16 protein-coding genes and 1 tRNA gene are annotated in these 16426 nt (G+C 70.2%); 11 read left to right on the forward strand and 6 right to left on the reverse strand.

Going from position 1 to position 16426, the window contains the following annotated elements; genetic code table 11:
• Positions 1-10 precede the first annotated feature (10 nt).
• The 8 genes from VEA98_RS01095 to VEA98_RS01130 are packed head-to-tail and all read left to right on the forward strand — an operon-like array spanning position 11 to position 7951.
• Entirely contained in the window at positions 11-2311 is a 2301-nt protein-coding gene (locus VEA98_RS01095) for a bifunctional salicylyl-CoA 5-hydroxylase/oxidoreductase (RefSeq protein ID WP_324810262.1), read from the forward strand.
• Positions 2308-3069, forward strand: a complete 762-nt coding sequence (locus tag VEA98_RS01100) for an SDR family oxidoreductase (protein ID WP_324810264.1) — start codon at positions 2308-2310, stop codon at positions 3067-3069. The genes VEA98_RS01095 and VEA98_RS01100 overlap by 4 nt, the downstream gene beginning before the upstream one ends.
• Positions 3066-3566 (forward strand): MarR family winged helix-turn-helix transcriptional regulator, encoded by a 501-nt coding sequence (locus VEA98_RS01105; RefSeq protein WP_324810267.1) that lies wholly within the window; start codon positions 3066-3068, stop codon positions 3564-3566. The genes VEA98_RS01100 and VEA98_RS01105 overlap by 4 nt, the downstream gene beginning before the upstream one ends.
• Positions 3563-4375, forward strand: coding sequence for an enoyl-CoA hydratase family protein (locus tag VEA98_RS01110; RefSeq protein ID WP_324810270.1), 813 nt, complete (start codon positions 3563-3565; stop codon positions 4373-4375). Before VEA98_RS01105 ends, VEA98_RS01110 begins: the two co-directional genes overlap by 4 nt.
• A gap of 3 nt (positions 4376-4378) precedes the next feature.
• Positions 4379-5542 carry an acyl-CoA dehydrogenase family protein gene (locus VEA98_RS01115; protein ID WP_324810272.1) on the forward strand — a complete coding sequence of 388 codons (1164 nt, stop codon included), beginning with the start codon at positions 4379-4381 and terminating at the stop codon, positions 5540-5542.
• A complete protein-coding gene (locus tag VEA98_RS01120; RefSeq protein WP_324810274.1) occupies positions 5542-7146 on the forward strand; it encodes an AMP-binding protein in 1605 nt (534 codons plus the stop codon). Before VEA98_RS01115 ends, VEA98_RS01120 begins: the two co-directional genes overlap by 1 nt.
• On the forward strand, positions 7143-7565 hold the full coding sequence (locus VEA98_RS01125; RefSeq protein ID WP_324810276.1) for a thioesterase family protein: 423 nt from the start codon (positions 7143-7145) through the stop codon (positions 7563-7565). Before VEA98_RS01120 ends, VEA98_RS01125 begins: the two co-directional genes overlap by 4 nt.
• Positions 7562-7951, forward strand: coding sequence for a RidA family protein (locus tag VEA98_RS01130; protein ID WP_324810278.1), 390 nt, complete (start codon positions 7562-7564; stop codon positions 7949-7951). Before VEA98_RS01125 ends, VEA98_RS01130 begins: the two co-directional genes overlap by 4 nt.
• A gap of 3 nt (positions 7952-7954) precedes the next feature.
• On the opposite strand, the gene VEA98_RS01135 is transcribed toward VEA98_RS01130, so the two are convergent.
• The 5 genes from VEA98_RS01135 to VEA98_RS01155 all read right to left on the reverse strand — a co-directional run bounded on the left by VEA98_RS01135 (position 7955) and on the right by VEA98_RS01155 (position 14268).
• Complete coding sequence (locus tag VEA98_RS01135) at positions 7955-8221, reverse strand: SemiSWEET family sugar transporter (RefSeq protein ID WP_324810280.1); 267 nt, start codon at positions 8219-8221, stop codon at positions 7955-7957.
• Positions 8218-8718, reverse strand: a complete 501-nt coding sequence (locus VEA98_RS01140; RefSeq protein WP_324810282.1) for a low affinity iron permease family protein — start codon at positions 8716-8718, stop codon at positions 8218-8220. Before VEA98_RS01140 ends, VEA98_RS01135 begins: the two co-directional genes overlap by 4 nt.
• A 36-nt stretch (positions 8719-8754) precedes the next feature.
• Positions 8755-10188: an amidase gene (locus tag VEA98_RS01145; RefSeq protein ID WP_414642122.1), complete on the reverse strand. Its 1434-nt coding sequence runs from the start codon at positions 10186-10188 to the stop codon at positions 8755-8757.
• A gap of 232 nt (positions 10189-10420) precedes the next feature.
• On the reverse strand, positions 10421-11905 hold the full coding sequence (locus tag VEA98_RS01150) for an amidase (RefSeq protein ID WP_324810299.1): 1485 nt from the start codon (positions 11903-11905) through the stop codon (positions 10421-10423).
• A gap of 104 nt (positions 11906-12009) precedes the next feature.
• Complete coding sequence (locus VEA98_RS01155) at positions 12010-14268, reverse strand: S9 family peptidase (RefSeq protein ID WP_324810286.1); 2259 nt, start codon at positions 14266-14268, stop codon at positions 12010-12012.
• Positions 14269-14372: 104 nt separating this feature from the next.
• Between VEA98_RS01155 and VEA98_RS01160 the strand changes: the two genes are divergently transcribed.
• Positions 14373-15200 carry a ferredoxin--NADP reductase gene (locus VEA98_RS01160; protein ID WP_324810288.1) on the forward strand — a complete coding sequence of 276 codons (828 nt, stop codon included), beginning with the start codon at positions 14373-14375 and terminating at the stop codon, positions 15198-15200.
• On the forward strand, positions 15172-15534 hold the full coding sequence (locus VEA98_RS01165) for a chorismate mutase (protein WP_324810291.1): 363 nt from the start codon (positions 15172-15174) through the stop codon (positions 15532-15534). Before VEA98_RS01160 ends, VEA98_RS01165 begins: the two co-directional genes overlap by 29 nt.
• Positions 15535-15590: 56 nt before the next feature.
• Here the strand turns inward: VEA98_RS01165 and VEA98_RS01170 are convergent, their stop codons facing one another.
• Positions 15591-15947, reverse strand: coding sequence for an Hpt domain-containing protein (locus VEA98_RS01170; protein ID WP_324810293.1), 357 nt, complete (start codon positions 15945-15947; stop codon positions 15591-15593).
• Between the two features lie 196 nt (positions 15948-16143).
• Between VEA98_RS01170 and VEA98_RS01175 the strand changes: the two genes are divergently transcribed.
• Positions 16144-16219 (forward strand) — tRNA-Lys (locus VEA98_RS01175).
• Positions 16220-16426 lie beyond the last annotated feature (207 nt).

The raw sequence follows: 16426 nt of genomic DNA on the forward strand, positions 1-16426 counted from the left end.
TACCTAAAATATGTCAGCGCGATCGGCCGTCGAACGCATCGCCATCGTCGGGGCCGGTCCCGGCGGACTGTACCTCGCCACATCGCTGAAACTGCGGAACCCGTCGCTCGACGTGGTCGTGCACGAACGCAACCGGCCCGACGACACCTTCGGCTGGGGCGTCGTCTTCTCGGACCAGACGCTGGCCAATCTGAAGGCGAACGATCCCGAGACGGCGGCGGTCATCGAGGCCGCCTTCGTCCATTGGGACGACATCGACGTCCACATCCACGGCCACACCATCCGATCGGGCGGCCACGGCTTCGCCGGCATCGGCCGCCGCCGCCTGCTCAACATCCTGCAGGATCGCGCCCGCTCGCTCGGCGTCGACCTGCGCTTCGAGAGCGAGGTCAAGGACATCTGTTCGCTTGACGCGGACCTCGTCGTCGCCGCCGACGGCCTGAACAGCCGCACCCGCAACGACAGCCCCGAGGTGTTCGGCGTCGACATCGACGTGCGGACCAACAAATACATCTGGCTGGGCACGCATCAGGCCTTCGACGCCTTCACCTTCGCCTTCGTCGAGACGCCGCACGGCTGGATCTGGGCCCACGCCTACCGTTTCGAGGAAGGCGCCTCGACCTTCATCGTCGAGTGCTCCGAGGCGACCTGGCGCGGCCTCGGTTTCGACGCCATGGACCAGGACCAGACCTGCCGCGCGGCCGAAATGCTGTTCGCCGACTGGCTCGGCGGCCACGCCCTGATGAGCAATGCGAAACACCTGCGCGGCTCCGCCTGGCTGAACTTCCCGCGCGTGGCTTGTTCGAACTGGCGCGACGGCAAGGTGGTGCTGCTCGGCGACGCCGCCCACACGGCGCATTTCTCCATCGGCTCGGGCACCAAGCTGGCCTTCGAGGACGCCATCCGCCTGGCGCAGGCTCTCACCGACGGCGGCGACCTGGACGCCGCCCTCGCCGCCTATGAGGCCGACCGCCGCGTCGAGGTGCTGAAGCTGCAGAGCGCCGCCCGCAACTCGACCGAATGGTTCGAGACCGTCGATCGCTACGTCAGTCTCGATCCGTTGCAATTCGCCTACAGTCTGCTGACCCGCAGCCAGCGCGTCAGCCACGAGAACCTGCGTCTGCGCGACCTTGCCTTCCTGACCGGGGTCGAGCGCTGGTTCGCGGATACCGCCGGCGCGCCGCCCTCGGACACGCCCCCGCCGCCGATGTTCGCGCCCCTGCGCCTGCGCGGCCTGACCATCCCCAACCGCGTCGTGGTCTCGCCGATGTGCATGTATTCGGCCGAGGACGGCGTGGTGAACGACTTCCACCTCGTCCATCTCGGCGGCCGGGCGCTGGGCGGGGCGGGCCTCGTCTTCACCGAGATGACCGACGTCTCCGCCGACGCCCGGATCACGCCGGGTTGCGCCGGCATGTACCGGCCCGAGCACCGCGACGCCTGGAAACGGATCGTCGATTTCGTCCACGCCCAGGGATCGCGCATCGCTCTCCAGCTGGCCCACGCCGGCCGCAAGGGCTCGGTCGAACGGCCGTGGGGCCCGCGCGCGGATCAACCATTGATTCAAGACGGCTGGGATCTCATCGCACCCTCCTCCCTCCCGTGGTCCGACGCGGATCAGGTCCCGCGCGAGATGACGCGCGCCGACATGGACCGCGTCCGCGACGACTTCGTGCGGGCCACGAGCTGGGCCGACGAGGCAGGCTTTGACATGGTCGAGCTGCACTGCGCCCACGGTTATCTGCTGTCGTCCTTCCTGACGCCGGTTTCGAACCGCCGCACCGACGATTACGGCGGCTCACTGGAGAACCGGCTGCGCTTCCCGCTCGAGGTCTTCGCCGCCATGCGCGCCGCCTGGCCCGACGAGAAGCCGATGTCGGTCCGCCTCTCCGCCACGGACTGGTGCGAGGAGGGGCTCACGCCCGAGGAGTCCGTCTCCATCGCCCGCGCCTTCGCCGACGCCGGCTGCGACCTGATCGACGTTTCGGCCGGCCAGACCACGCCGGATGGCAAGCCGGTCTACGGCCGCATGTTCCAGACCCCGCTCAGCGACCGCATCCGCAACGAGGCGGGCGTCGCCACCATGGCGGTCGGCAACATCTACGAGACCGACCACGTCAACAGCATCCTCGCCGCCGGCCGCGCCGACCTGTGCGCCCTCGCCCGCCCGCATCTGGCCGATCCCAACTGGAGCCTGCGCGCCGCCGCCGAGCTCGGCTGGCGGGGAATCCAGCCGCCGGTGCAGTACCGGCAGGGCTTCGCCCAGCTGGCGCGAAACCTTGAAAAGCAGCAGCAGGCGGGGCCGGTATGAGCCTGACCGGACATCACGCGGCGGTCACGGGCGCCGGTTCCGGCATCGGCCGGGCTGCGGCCGAGCGTCTGGCCGAGGCCGGCTGCCAGGTCACCCTGATCGGCCGCCACATCGGCCGTCTGCAGGAGGGCGCCGACCGCATCGGCGACCTCGCCTTCGCCGCCCCCGCCGACGTCACCGACCCTGATATGCTGGCCGCCGCCATCGAGGCCGGGCGTGATCGCTTTGGCCCGGTGGACATCCTGATCAACAACGCCGGCGCCGCGTCCTCCGTCCCCTTCCTCAAGACCGACGCCGACGCCCTGCGCGCCATGTTGGCCCTGAACCTCGAAGCCCCGGCCGAGGCGGCGCGGCTGGTCCTGCCCGGCATGCTGACCCGCCGCTGGGGCCGGATCGTCAATGTCGCCTCGACCGCGGGGCTGAAGGGCTACGCCTATGTCTCCGCCTACGTCGCCGCCAAGCACGGCCTCGTCGGCCTAACCCGGGCGCTGGCGATGGAGGTCGCCTCGAAAGGCGTCACCGTCAACGCCGTCTGCCCCGGCTTCACCGAAACCGAACTGGTCGCCAGGTCGGTCGCCTCCATCGTCGCGAAGACCGGCCGCAGCGAGGACGAGGCCCGCGCCGCCCTTGCCGCTTCCAATCCGCAGGGGCGGTTGATCACCCCGGACGAGGTGGCCCAGACCATCGTCTGGCTGTGCGGCGACGGCGCCTCGGGCATCAACGGAGCCGCCGTCCCCGTCGCCGGAGGCGAACTGTGACCCCCGCCGCCGCCCTGCCGGACCGGCTCGGCGGCGCCCCCGACGGCAAGCGCTCGCTGCGCCTGTGGCTGCGGCTGCTGACCTGCGCCCACACCATCGAACAGACCATCGGCCAGCGCCTGCGCGACGAATTCGGCTCCACCCTGCCCCGCTTCGACATGCTGTCGGCGCTGGATCGCGCCGGCGACGCGGGCCTGACCATGGGCGAGGTCTCGCGCATGCTGATGGTGTCCAACGGCAACGTCACCGGCCTTTCCCAACGCCTCAAGGCTGACGGCCTGATCGAACATCTGCCGGGCGCCGACCGCCGGGTCCAGCGCGTGCGCCTGACCGCCCTCGGCCGCACCCGCTTCGCCGCCATGGCGACGGCCCACGAACACTGGATCGAAACCCTGCTGACCGGCCTGACCGGGACCGAGACCGACGACCTGATCCGCCTGCTGGAGCAGACCAAGCGGTCGCTCCGGTCCGCCATCCACGAGGAGCCGAACCGATGAAGGCGCGCGACTACAAGGCCCGACATTTCCTGTGGTCCGTCGACGACGACGGGGTGGCCCTGCTGACCCTCAACCGCCCCGAGCGGAAGAACCCGCTGACCTTCGAGTCCTACGCCGAGATGCGCGACCTGTTCCGCGCCCTCGTCCACGCCCGCGACTGCAAGGTGGTCGTCGTCACCGGCGCCGGCGGCAACTTCTCCTCGGGCGGCGACGTGCACGAGATCATCGGCCCGCTGACCGAAATGGCCATGCCGGAGCTGCTCGACTTCACCCGCATGACCGGCGATCTGGTCAAGGCCATGCGCGGCTGCCCGCAGCCGGTCATCGCCGCACTGGACGGCGTCTGCGTCGGCGCCGGCGCCATCATGGCCATGGCCTCGGACCTGCGCCTCGCCACGCCGCGGACCAAGACCGCCTTCCTGTTCACCCGCGTCGGCCTAGCCGGCTGCGACATGGGCGCCTGCGCCATCCTGCCCCGCCAGATCGGCCAGGGCCGCGCCTCGGAGCTGCTGTTCACCGGCCGGGTCATGACCGCGGACGAGGGCGAGCGCTGGGGCTTCCACAATCGTCTCGTCGAACCCGACGCCCTGCTGGACGCCGCCCGCGAATTGGCCGTCTCCCTGGCCAAGGGCCCGACCTTCGCCCACGGGATCACCAAGAACCAGCTCAACGTCGAATGGGACATGAGCCTCGACGCCGCCATCGAGGCCGAGGCCCAGGCCCAGGCCATCTGCATGCAGACCGGGGATTTCCGCCGCGCCTACGAGGCCTTCGCCGCCAAGCGCGAGCCGGTGTTCGAGGGGAACTGAACCATGGCGGACCGCACCTTCCTCGACTGGCCCTTCTTCGATGACCGCCACCGCGCCTTCGCCGCTGATCTGGAGGCGTGGGCGGACCAGACGGATGCGGTCAACCTGCACGGAGACCACGACCTCGACGGCGACTGCCGCACCATCCTGAAGGCGCTGGCCGAGGGCGGCTGGCTCAACAACGCCATCCCCGACGCCGCCGGCAAGCTCGACGTCCGCACCCTGTGCCTGACGCGCGAGACCCTCGCCCGCCGCTCCGGCCTCGCCGACTTCGTCTTCGCCATGCAGGGCCTCGGCTCCGGCCCGATCAGCCTGTTCGGGACCGACGATCAGAAGGCCCGCTGGCTGCCCGGCGTCGCGGCAGGCGAAACCATCGCCGCCTTCGCCCTGTCCGAGCCCGAAGCCGGCTCCGACGTCGCCGCCCTGTCCACCACCGCCCGCCGCGACGGCGACGGCTGGGTCCTCGACGGGACCAAGACCTTCATCTCCAACGGCGGCCTCGCCGACCGCTGTGTCGTCTTTGCCCGCACTGGCGAGGGCGGCGCCAAGGGTCTCGGCGCCTTCGTCGTCGACGCCGCTGCGCCCGGCTTCGAGATCGTCGAGCGCATCCCGCTGATGGCCCCGCACCCGCTGGCCACCATCCGCTTCAACAACTGCCGCATCGACGCCGACCGGATCCTCGGCGCCCCCGGCGACGGCTTCCGCATCGCCATGGCCACCCTGGACGTGTTCCGCTCCACCGTCGCCGCCGCCGCCCTCGGCTTCTCGCGCCGCGCCTTCGACGAGGCCGCCGGCCGCGCCACATCGCGCAGCCTGTTCGGCGCCCCGATGAGCGACCTGCAGCTGGTGCAGGCCTCGCTGGCCGACATGGCGCTGAAGATCGACGCCTCGGCCCTGCTCATCTACCGCGCCGCCTGGCTGAAGGATCAGGGGGCGCCGCGCGTCACTCGCGAGGCGGCGATGGCCAAACTCTACGCCACGGACGAGGCCCAGGCGGTGATCGACGCGGCGGTGCAGATCTTCGGCGGCCTCGGCGTCGTCTCGGGCAATCCGGTCGAGCGCCTCTACCGCGAGATCCGCGCCCTGCGCATCTACGAAGGGGCGTCCGAAGTGCAGAAGATCGTCATCGCCCGCCAGGCGCTCGGCGCGATGCAGGGGGGCCTCTGATGGGGAACAGCGCCCACATCGACCGTTTCGTCCTCGACCACCTGCCCCCGCCGGAGCAGCAGCCGGAGTTCGTCTTCAACCTCCCCGCGCTCGCCTATCCCGACCGCCTCAACGCCGGCGTCGAGCTTCTCCGTCGCGCCCTCGCCGCCGCCGGCCCCGACGGGCGCGCCCTGATCGACCACGACCACGAATTCAGCTGGAGCCGCGTCGACCTCATCTCGGACAGGATGGCGAAGGTGCTGGTCGAGCAGATGGGCCTCGTCCCCGGCGCCCGCGTCCTGCTGCACGGCCCCAACTGCTCGTGGACGGTGCTGGCCTGGTTCGCCATCCTCAAGGCCGGCGGCGTCGTCTGCGCCACCATGCCGATGCTGCGCGCCGCCGAACTGGCCACCGTCATCGGCAAGGCGCAGATCAGCCACGCCCTCGTCTACGACATCCTCGCCGACGCCGTGACCGAGGCCCGCGCCGACGCGCCCGCCCTCACCGACGTCATGACCTCGTCCGAGCTGCAGCGCGCGGCCCAGAGCCTGCCGCCCGGAAGCCGCTTCGACGCGGTGGACACGGCCGCGGACGACCCGGCCCTGATCGCCTTCACCTCCGGCACCACGGGCAAGCCCAAGGGCTGCGTCCACTTCCATCGCGACATCCTCGCGATGGCCGACACCTTCGCCCGCCACACCCTCGACCTCGCGCCCGGCGACATCGTCGTCGGCACCCCGCCCATCGCCTTCACCTTCGGCTTGGGAGGCCTCGTCGTCTTCCCCGCGTCCGCCGGCGCCGCGACCGCCTTCCCCCCGAAGCCCGGGTTCGACGCCCTCGCCGAGACCATCGCGCGCTGCAAAGCCACGGCTCTCTTCACCGCCCCGACCGGCTACCGCGCCCTGCTCAGGCTGGCGGACCAGCACGACCTGTCGTCCCTCCGCACCTGCGTCTCGGCCGGCGAGGCCCTGCCCGCCGCCACCTCCGACGCCTGGCATGAGGCGACCGGCGTGCGCATCGTCGACGGCATCGGCTCGACCGAGATGATCCACATCTTCATCTCCGCCGGCGGCGACGCCATCCGCCCCGGCTCCACCGGCAAGGCCGTGCCCGGCTACGAAGCCCGCATCATCGACGGCGACGGCCATCCCCTGCCCCCCGGCGAGACCGGCCGCCTCGCCGTGCGCGGCCCGACCGGCTGCCGCTATCTCGATGACGACCGCCAGTCCGCCTACGTCCGGGACGGCTGGAACCTGACCGGCGATGTCTACCGCCTCGACCACGACGGCTATTTCTGGTTCGTGGCCCGCGCCGACGACATGATCATCTCGTCCGGCTACAACATCGGCGCGCCCGAGGTGGAGGACGCCCTGCTGCGCCACCCCGCCGTCGCCGAGGCCGCCGTCATTGGCGCCCCGGACGAGGAGCGCGGCCAGATCGTCAAGGCCTTCGTCGTCCTGAACCCCGACCACGAGGCCTCCGACGCGCTCCGCTGCGACCTGCAGACCCACGTCAAATCCGTCATCGCCCCCTACAAATATCCCCGAGCGCTCGACTTCGTGGACGCCCTGCCCAAGACGCAGACCGGCAAGCTGCAGCGCTTCCGCCTCAAGGCGGACGCATGACCGGCCAGACCTTCACCACCACCCGCCGCGTGCGCTTCGCCGACTGCGACGCCGCCGGCATCGTCTTCTTCCCGCGCTATTTCGAGATGCTGAACGGCGTGGTCGAGGACTGGTTCGCCGGCCCGCTCGGCGCCTCCTTCCGCGAACTGCATCTGGAGCGCCACGCCAGCGTCCCCACCGCCGCCGTCGAGGCCCGCTTCATCGCCCCCTCCCGCCTCGAGGACGACCTCACCTTCTCGCTGACGGTGACGAGACTCGGCGGCGCTTCCTGCGGCCTGCGCCATCGCATCACCTCCGGCGGCGAGCTGCGTTTCGAAGCCACCCAGACCATCGTCCATGTCGGCGCGTCGCTAAAGCCCGAGCCCTGGCCCGAACGCCTGCGCGCCCGCATCGCCCCCTTCCTGGAGGTCCAGCCATGAACCGCGTCCTGCTGCCCGAAGGCTGGCCCCGGCCCAAGGGCTATTCCAACGGTGTCGAGGCCTCCGGTCGCATGGTCTTCATCGCCGGCCAGATCGGCTGGGACGTGGAGGGCCGCTTCCCCTCAGGCTTCGCCGCCCAGTTTCGCCAGACCCTCGACAACACCCTCGCCGTCCTCGCCGAGGCCGGCGCGGGCCCCGAGCACATCGTCCGCATGACCTGGTATGTCGTCGACAAGGCCGAATACCTGTCCGCCCTGCGCGACATCGGCGCCGTCTGGCGCGAGCGGATCGGCCCGCACTACCCCGCGATGGCCGTGGTCGAGGTCAAGGGCCTGATCGAGGACGCCGCCCGCATCGAGATCGAGACCACCGCCGTGGTCGGCTGACCCTCAGCGGTCGCGGAATTTCCACTTCATCGCCAGCACGCCCGCCGACATCACCAGGGCGCAGGCGTTGGCGACGATGATCGGCCACGCCCCGGTCATCACGCCGTAGCTCGTCCACAGCACGAAACAGGTCACGGTCAGGGCATAGGTCCGCAACGACACGGCCGAGGCGTCGCGCGTCGTCCAGATCTTGACCATCTGCGGCGCGAAACTGGTGATCGAACACAGGGCCGCGGCCGAACCCACGACATTGGCGGCGAGGTCGCTCAAGCCTTGGCCTTCCCGCGGCGAGACAGGGTGACCGTCACCTTCCGGACGCCGGCTCCCCCCTCGCCCCCTGACTTGCGCACCCTCTCGCGCTTCCGCGTCGCATCCTCCTCGCGGGTGGCCACGATCGGGCCGCCCTGCTTGCGGACGCGCTCGGCCCGGGCCTCGACCTGGGCCAGGATCAGATCGAGTTCCTTCTCGCTCAGCCGCTCGATGCCGACGAACCGCTCGTCCGCCTTGCTGACCGCGTGCAGCAGTTCGTCCAGCTTGGCCTGGATGGCCGCGCCGTCTCGGTTCTGGGTGTTCTGGATCAGGAACACCATCAGGAAGGTGACGATGGTGGTGCCGGTGTTGATGACCAGCTGCCAGCCGGCGCTGAACCCGAAGACGGGCCCGCTCGCCGCCCAGACGATCACCACAAGCAGGCACAGCAGGAAGGTCCACGGCTTGCCCGCCAGCCGCGCGGTGTGGTTGGCGAACTGCAGAAAGAGCTTTTCCATCCGCGACCTAACCCCCACCCCTGCTGAAGGTTGCCGCTACTGTACGGGCGCCAGCAGCGGCGCCACCGTCTCCAGCGTGTCCACGGTCGGCGCGAACGCCGGCGCCCGGATGGCGTGCGTCAGCTGCTCGAAGGCGTAGCCCAGCGACAGCACCCTGGCGTCGTCCCACCGGCCGGCGATGAAGCTCATCCCGACCGGCAGGCCTTTGACGAAGCCCATCGGCACGGTCAGGTGCGGATAGCCGGCGATGGCCGGCATGGTCGACACCGCCCCGCCGTAGTGGTCGCCGTTGACCACGTCGGTGGTCCAGGCCGGCCCCGTCGTCGGGCCCACCAGGGCGACGAGATCGTGCTCGCGCATCAGCTTGTCGATGCCCTCGGCGCCCGCCAGCCGCAGCGAGGTCGCCCGCGCCTCGACATAGGCCGCCTCGTCCAGTCCGCCCTTGGCCTGGGCCTGGATGAACAGCTCCTGCCCGAACAGGGCCAGTTCGCGCGGCTCGGCTTCGTTGAAGGCGATCACGTTGGCCAGGGTCCGGGTCCGCACCTGATCCGGCCGGGTCGAGGCCAGATAGGCGTTCAGGTCGTGCTTCAGTTCGTACAGCAGCACCTCCAGCTCCGCCGAGCCCATGGCGCCCTCGTCCGACGGCGCCTCGGTGATGTCGACCAGCACGGCCCCGGCGTCGCGCAGCACCTGCAGGTTCTGTTCGAACACCGCCAGGGTCTCGGCCGTATAGCCGCCGGCGAACCGCATCACCCCGATGCGGGCGCCGTTCAGCGATCCGGCGTCCAGCGCCGCCCGATAGTCGACCTTGTGGGCGTCCGCCTCGGCCGTGGCCGGGTCCAGCGGGTCGGTCCCGGCAATGACCGACAGCACCATGGCCGCGTCCTCGACCGTCCGCGTCATCGGCCCGGCCGTGTCCTGCGAATGGCTGATCGGCACCACGTGGGTGCGGGAGACCAGCCCGACGGTGGGCTTGAAGCCGACGATGCCGTTGATCGCCGCCGGGCAGGTGATCGAGCCGTCGGTCTCCGTCCCGATCGCCGCTGGCGTCAGCCCCGCCGCGACCGCCGCCCCGCTGCCCGAGGACGAGCCGCAGGCGTTGCGATCCAGCGCGTGCGGATTGCGCGTCAGACCGCCCACGGCGCTCCAGCCGCTTGTCGAGTTCGACGAGCGGATATTGGCCCACTCCGACAGATTGGTCTTGCCGAGGATCACCGCCCCCGCCTCGCGCAGCCGCGCCACCAGCGGCGCATCCCGCCCGGGCGCGTTGCCCGCCAGCGCCAGCGACCCGGCCGTGGTCGGCATGTCCCGCGTCTCGATATTGTCCTTCAGCAGGATCGGCATGCCGCCGATGCCCCGTTCGCTGGTCCAACGGACATCCGTGGCGTCATCGGCCCAGAGGATGACGGCGTTTGTGGTCAGTTGATCGAAGGCGCAGAGCCCCGGACCATAAGACTCATGCCCGGGCATGCCGCCGTCGCCGGGCGGCAATATTGAACATCGATCAGACAGGTCAGCGCCCCCGGCGCGCGCGGCCGCATCAGCGGCGGCTGCGGCTGATGCGGCCGCCTGACTCCAATCGGTCCGTTCGTCGGCCGTCACCTCGACGCTGATGCATCCGCCAAGCGTGAGCGCGGCCGCCGCCGTCAGGGCCGTCAGCCCGATCCTGTTGAAGCGCATCCCCGTCTCCCCCGCTGAAATACTAGAGCCCCGGCGCCCGCCGCGCCTGCGTTCGCTGTTCGAAGGCATAGCCCAGCGACAGCACCTTCGCGTCATCCCATTTGCCGCCGATGAAGCTGATCCCCACCGGCATGCCGCGGTCAAAGCCCATCGGCACGGTCAGATGCGGATAGCCCGCCACCGCCGCCAGCCGGCTGGCCGAGCCCTGCGACCGGTCGTCGTCGTCCGGATCGTTGGTCCAGGCCCGCGACGTCGTCGGCGCGGTCAGGGCGATCACGCCGTGATCCGCCATCATCTTGTCGATCCCTTCCGGCCCCGCCGCCCGGAACGACCGCTCGCGCGCCTCGACATAGGCGGGGTCGTCCAGCCCGCCCGTCGCTTGGGCCCGCTCGAACAGGTCCTGTCCGAACAGCACGGTCTCGCGCGGCTCGGCTGCGTTGAAGGCGATCACGTCGGCCAGCGTCCGCGTTCTCACCTGCGCCGGATCGGTCGAGGCCAGGTACAGGTTCAGATCGTGCTTCAGCTCCGTCAGCAGCACGGTCAGCTCCCAGCCGCCGATCTGGCGGAAGTCCGCCGGGGGCTCTGTGATCTCGACCAGCACCGCCCCCGCGTCGCGCATCGCCTGCAGGTTCTGTTCGAACACCGCCCGCGTCTCCGCCGAATAGTTGGGCACGAGGAAGCGCAGCACGCCGATCCGGGCGCCCCGCAGCGAGTTCGCGTCGAGCGCCGCCCGGTAGTCGACCTTGCGCGCATCCGCCTCGGCCGTGGCCGGGTCCAGCGGGTCCGAACCGGCGATCACCGACAGCACGATGGCCGCGTCCTCGACCGTGGTCGTGATCGGCCCGGCCGTGTCCTGCGAATGGCTGATCGGAATGATGTGGGTCCGGCTGACCAGTCCCACCGTCGGCTTGAACCCGACCACGCCGTTGACCGAGGCCGGGCAGGTGATCGACCCGTCCGTCTCCGTCCCGATCGCCGCCGGCGCCAGGCCGATGGCCACGGCTACCGCGCTGCCGGCCGAGGACCCGCACGGAGTCCGCTCCGCGTCGTAGGGGTTGCGCGTCTGCCCCCCGACCGCGCTCCAGCCGCTGATAGACTCCGACGACCGGATGTTGGCCCATTCGGACAGATTGGTCTTGCCGAGGATGACGGCCCCGGCCTCGCGCAGCCGCGTCACCAGGGGCGCGTCCCGGCCGGGCGCGTTGTCGACCAGCGCCAGCGACCCCGCCGTGGTCGGCATGAACGCCGTCTCAATATTGTCCTTGAGCAGGATCGGAAGACCACGCAGCGGCGCCTCCGGTCCGGCCTCGACCCTGACCGTTGCGCCCTCGGCCCAGCGGATCACACTCGCGTACGGGGCGTCGGCGGGTCCGAGCATCTCGGCCAGCGACATGCCGTGTCCGCCGTTGATCGGCTCACGGCAGACCTCGACCTCTGCGCCCGGCGGGATCGGTCGCCCCGAGTTCTCGGCCTGGCGCCGGATGTCCGCCTGTTCGGCCGGCGACATCTGGCTCACGAGCCGGCAGGTCGCCGGCGCGGGGGGCCCTGCCGATTGCGCGAGGACGGGGGAGGCTGCGGCCCCCGCAATCAGGGCAAGGACAGCGCCGCCGATCAGTCCTGCGCGGCGGGCGACCGCGACCCGATCGTCCGGTCGAGGAAGTCCAGATACATCCGCCATTGGTGCAGCTGCCTTTCGTTGCCCCGCACGCCGTGGCGCTGACCGGGGTAGAGCATCAGTTCGAACGGGTGCGAGGCCGCCTCCATCGCGTCGATGACCCGGGTCGAGTTCTCGAGGATGACGTTGTCGTCGGCCATGCCGTGCATCAGCAGCATCCGCCCGGTCAGCTGGTCCAGCTGCGGCACGGCGTCCGAGGCGGCGTAGCCTTCGGGGTTGGCTTCTGGCGTCGACATGAAGCGCTCGGTGTAGTGGGTGTCGTACAGGCTCCAGTCGGTCACCGGCGCGCCGACGGCGGCGGCGGCCAGGTTCATCTTCGGCTCTGTCAGCATGTGCAGGGTCATGAAGCCGCCGTAGCTCCAGCCCATGGCGGCGATCCGGTCGTCCTCCACGAACGGCAGCGATCTCAGATAGTTGATGCCGAGAACCTGATCCTCGACCTCAGGCTGGCCCATTTTCAGATACAGGGCCTGTTTGAACGCCGCCGAGCGGTCGCCCTCGCCCCGGTTGTCCAGTCGGAAGACGATGTAGCCCGCCTCAGTCAACAGTTGATTGGTGGCCGACTGCCAGCTCTTCTTGACCCCGCCGCCCGACGGTCCGCCATAGACCTGCATGATCACGGGGTAGGTCCTGGAGGGGTCGAAGCCCGGCGGCGTGGTCATCTGCCAGACCAGCGTCTCGCCGTGGCTATCCAGCGTGCCGAAGGTCACCTCGCCGCGCCGCGACGCATACGGGAAATAGGGATGATCCTCGTCCAGTCGGTTCTCCTCGATCCAGCGGATGAAGGTGCCGTCGGCCCGATACAGCCCCGACTGCGATGGCGTGTTCAGGTCCGAATAGTTGCCGACGAAGGCCGTGCCCGTGCGGTTCACCGAGGCGCTCCACCAGCCGCCCGCCGGCGTCACCGCCACCGGCGGCATGTCCTCGCGCAGGCTGGTGCGGAACAGCTGCTGTTCGATCGGCAGCTCGCGTCCGTCACGCATCGAGGCGGTGAAGAAGACGTCGCCCGTCTCCTGGTTGACCCCGTTCAGCGACTTGACCGGCCATTCCCCGCTGGTGATGGCGCGCAGGCGCCGCCCGTCGCGGTCGTACAGATACAGGTGCTTCCAGCCGCTCTCTTCCGACGACCAGATGAAATTGCCGTCGTCCAGCGCCTTGAAGTCATGGCTCAGCGGCACCCAGGCGTCCGAGCGCTGCGTCACGATCACCTTGGAGGCGCCCGTGGCCGGATCGACGCTCAGCAGGTCCAGCGTCTTCTGGTCGCGCGACTGGCGCTGCACATACAGCGTCCGCCCGTCCGCCGACCAGTTGACCCGGGCCAGGTAGATGTCGGTGTTCGTCCCCAGATCGACCCTGGTGCGCCGCCCGCTCTGGCGGTCATGCACATACAGTTCGACCACCGCATTGGGCCGGCCGGCGCGCGGGTAGCGCTGCTCGACTACGGTCGCGCCGCCGCCCGTGATGTCCAGCCGCGGGATGACGTCCACCGTCGACTCGTCGGTGCGCTGCAGGGCGATGTAGCGCTCGTCCGGGCTCCACCAGTAGCCGGTGTCGCGGTCCATCTCCTCCTGGGCGATGAACTCGGCCGTGGCCCAGGTGATCAGCCCTTCGCCGTCGGTGGTCACCGCGCTCTCGCGTCCGCTGGCCAGGTCGTAGACGACCAGGTCCTGGTCCCGCACCCACGAGACGAAATTGCCGTCCGGCGACACCTTGGCGTCGATCTCGTCGGCCTCCGTCTCCGTCAGCCGGCGCACCGCCCCGCCCTCGCGTTCGGCCAGGAAGACGTCGCCTTCCAGCGGCGCCAGGATGTAGCGGCCCTGCTCGTCCCACGAATACTCGACCACGCCGCGGGCGCTGATCCGCATCCGCTCGCGCCGCGCCTTTTCGGCCTCCGACAGCTCGCCCGCATCCGGGACCAGCGCCCGCGCGTCGATCAGCTTGAACGCCTCGCCCTCGCCGGTCGGCGCCGCCCACAGATCCTGCACATCGACGTCGTCCTCGCGCGACCGCAGGAAGGCGACCAGCTCGCCGTCCGGCGACAGGCTGACCCCCTTGGCCACCGGCCCGGCCAGGGCGGGATCGGAGAACACCCGCTCGGGCGTCAGGATCGCGGGGTCCGCAGTTTGCGCCATCGCGGCGGTGAACGGCGTCTGGGCCGCGAAAAACAGGGTGGAGGCGAGAAGAATGTTGCGCATGGCCGGGACGCTAAAGGCGAATTCCGCCGCCGTCATCCCCTTGTTCCCCATGCGCGACACCCCATCCCTTCCGCTTGCGCTCTCCGCCCCCTAATAAGCCCCCGATGACCGACGTCGCCGTCTCCGCCCCGCCCGCCAAGGCCTCGCCCTTCCACGAGCTGGAAGTGCTGTGGGTGCATCACTGGACCGACCAGCTGTTCAGCTTCCGCATCCGCCGCCCGGAGGATTTCCGCTTCCGTTCCGGCGAGTTCGTCATGCTCGGCCTGCCCGGCGACGCCAAAGACGGAGTGGCGGGCAAACCGATCCTGCGCGCCTATTCCATCGCCAGCCCCAGCTGGGACGAGGCGCTGGAGTTCCTCTCCATCAAGGTCGCCGACGGCCCCCTGACCTCCCGCCTGCAGAAGATCCAGCCCGGCGACACGGTGCTGATGGGCAGGAAGCCGACCGGCACCCTCGTCCTCGACGCCCTGACCGGCGGCGATCGCCTGTGGCTGATCGGCACCGGCACCGGCCTCGCGCCCTGGCTCAGCGTCGCCCGCGACCCCGACACCTACAGCCGCTTCGGCCAGGTCTTCGTCTGCCACACCGTGCGCAACGTCGCCGACCTCAGCTACCGCGACTTCTTCACCTCGGGCATCCACGACGATCCCCTGATCGGCGACGAGGCGAAGGCCCAGCTGACCTACTATCCCACCGTGACGCGCGAGCGCTTCGAGACCCCCGGCCGCATCACCGACCGCATCCGCTCGGGCGACCTGTTCGCCGATCTCGGCCTGCCCGCCGGCTTCTCGCCCAACACCGACCGGGTGATGCTGTGCGGCTCCATGGCCATGATCAAGGAAGCCGGCGAACTGCTCGAGAGCTATGGGCTGAAAGAGGGTTCGAACGCCGAACCCGGCGACTATGTGCTGGAGCGCGCCTTTGTCGGTTGACCTGAAAGATCCGACCACGGTCGCCATCGACGCCCGCGTCGCCCCCGAAGCCTGCCGCTCGATGGCCGAGGTCCGCCACGGGGTCGACGCCCTCGATCGCGCCCTCGTCGTCCTGCTCGCCGAGCGTCAGCGCTACATGGACGCCGCCGCCCGGATCAAGCCGGACCGCTCCGTCGTCCACGACGACGCCCGCATCGAGGACGTGGTGTCAAAGGTGCTCGCCGCGGCCGACGCCGCCGGCCTGTCCCCCGCCATCGCCGAGCCCGTCTGGCGCGCCCTGATCGACCGCTGCATCGCCCACGAGTTCGAGACCTTCGACCGCACGCGAGGCTAGACTGTTGTCTCCTCCCCGCCTGCGGGGAGGGGGACCGCGAAGCGGCGGAGGGGCTCTCAGGACCCTCGCAGCCCTCTCAGCATCAGCTCGTGCCGGTACGCGGCCACGTCCGCCAGCGCCACGTCCAGCGCATCCCGCACCCGGTCCAGCAGCGGCGGCGCCTCGGCCTTGTCCGCCGCCTCGGCCGCCGCGCAGGCCTCCGCCAGCGGCCCGGCGCCGATCCCGGCCGCCGCGCCCCGGATGGTGTGCACCCCGTCGCGCCAGCCGTCCTCGCGCACATCCAGCATCGGCGACCACATCGCCGCCTGCTGGGCGAACAGCCCCAGCACCTCTTCGCTGACCGCGTCGTCGCCGCCCGTGATCCGCTCCAGCACGGCGAAGTCGACGGCTCCGGACAGATCCCGGCGGGCCATGGGCGCTCTCCCCCGCCGCCCGGTCTGGCGGCCGATTCCGTCAGCCTAGCGCCTCCTGCGACAAACCGGAACGGCGTCGCAAATCCCCTTGCACGCGGGGGGCATTGCCTCTATGTCACGCCCCCTCGCGACGGTCCCACACCGGAACGCCGCGAGACGGCGCGGACCTTGCGAGGCCGCGCCCGACGAATGGTCCGGGTGATTAGCTCAGTTGGTAGAGCAGCTGACTCTTAATCAGCTTGTCGTAGGTTCGATCCCTACATCACCCACCACTTTCTTGTCCGGGCCGCTCGCCCAAGCGTCCATACGCTGTCGCTATGGACCGTTCGCCGCGAAAACGGTCCACCGGACCTTTTTTTACGCGGCTCACGGTTCGATCCCTACAGCACCCACCACTTTCCCCCCTGAAATCAGTGCCTTACAGTGCCAGCCATGAAGCGGGTCCTGATCACGGGCGGCGCGCGCGGTATCGGCTGGGG

The sequence above is a fragment of the Brevundimonas sp. genome (genome assembly GCF_035627055.1).
GTDB lineage: Bacteria > Pseudomonadota > Alphaproteobacteria > Caulobacterales > Caulobacteraceae > Brevundimonas.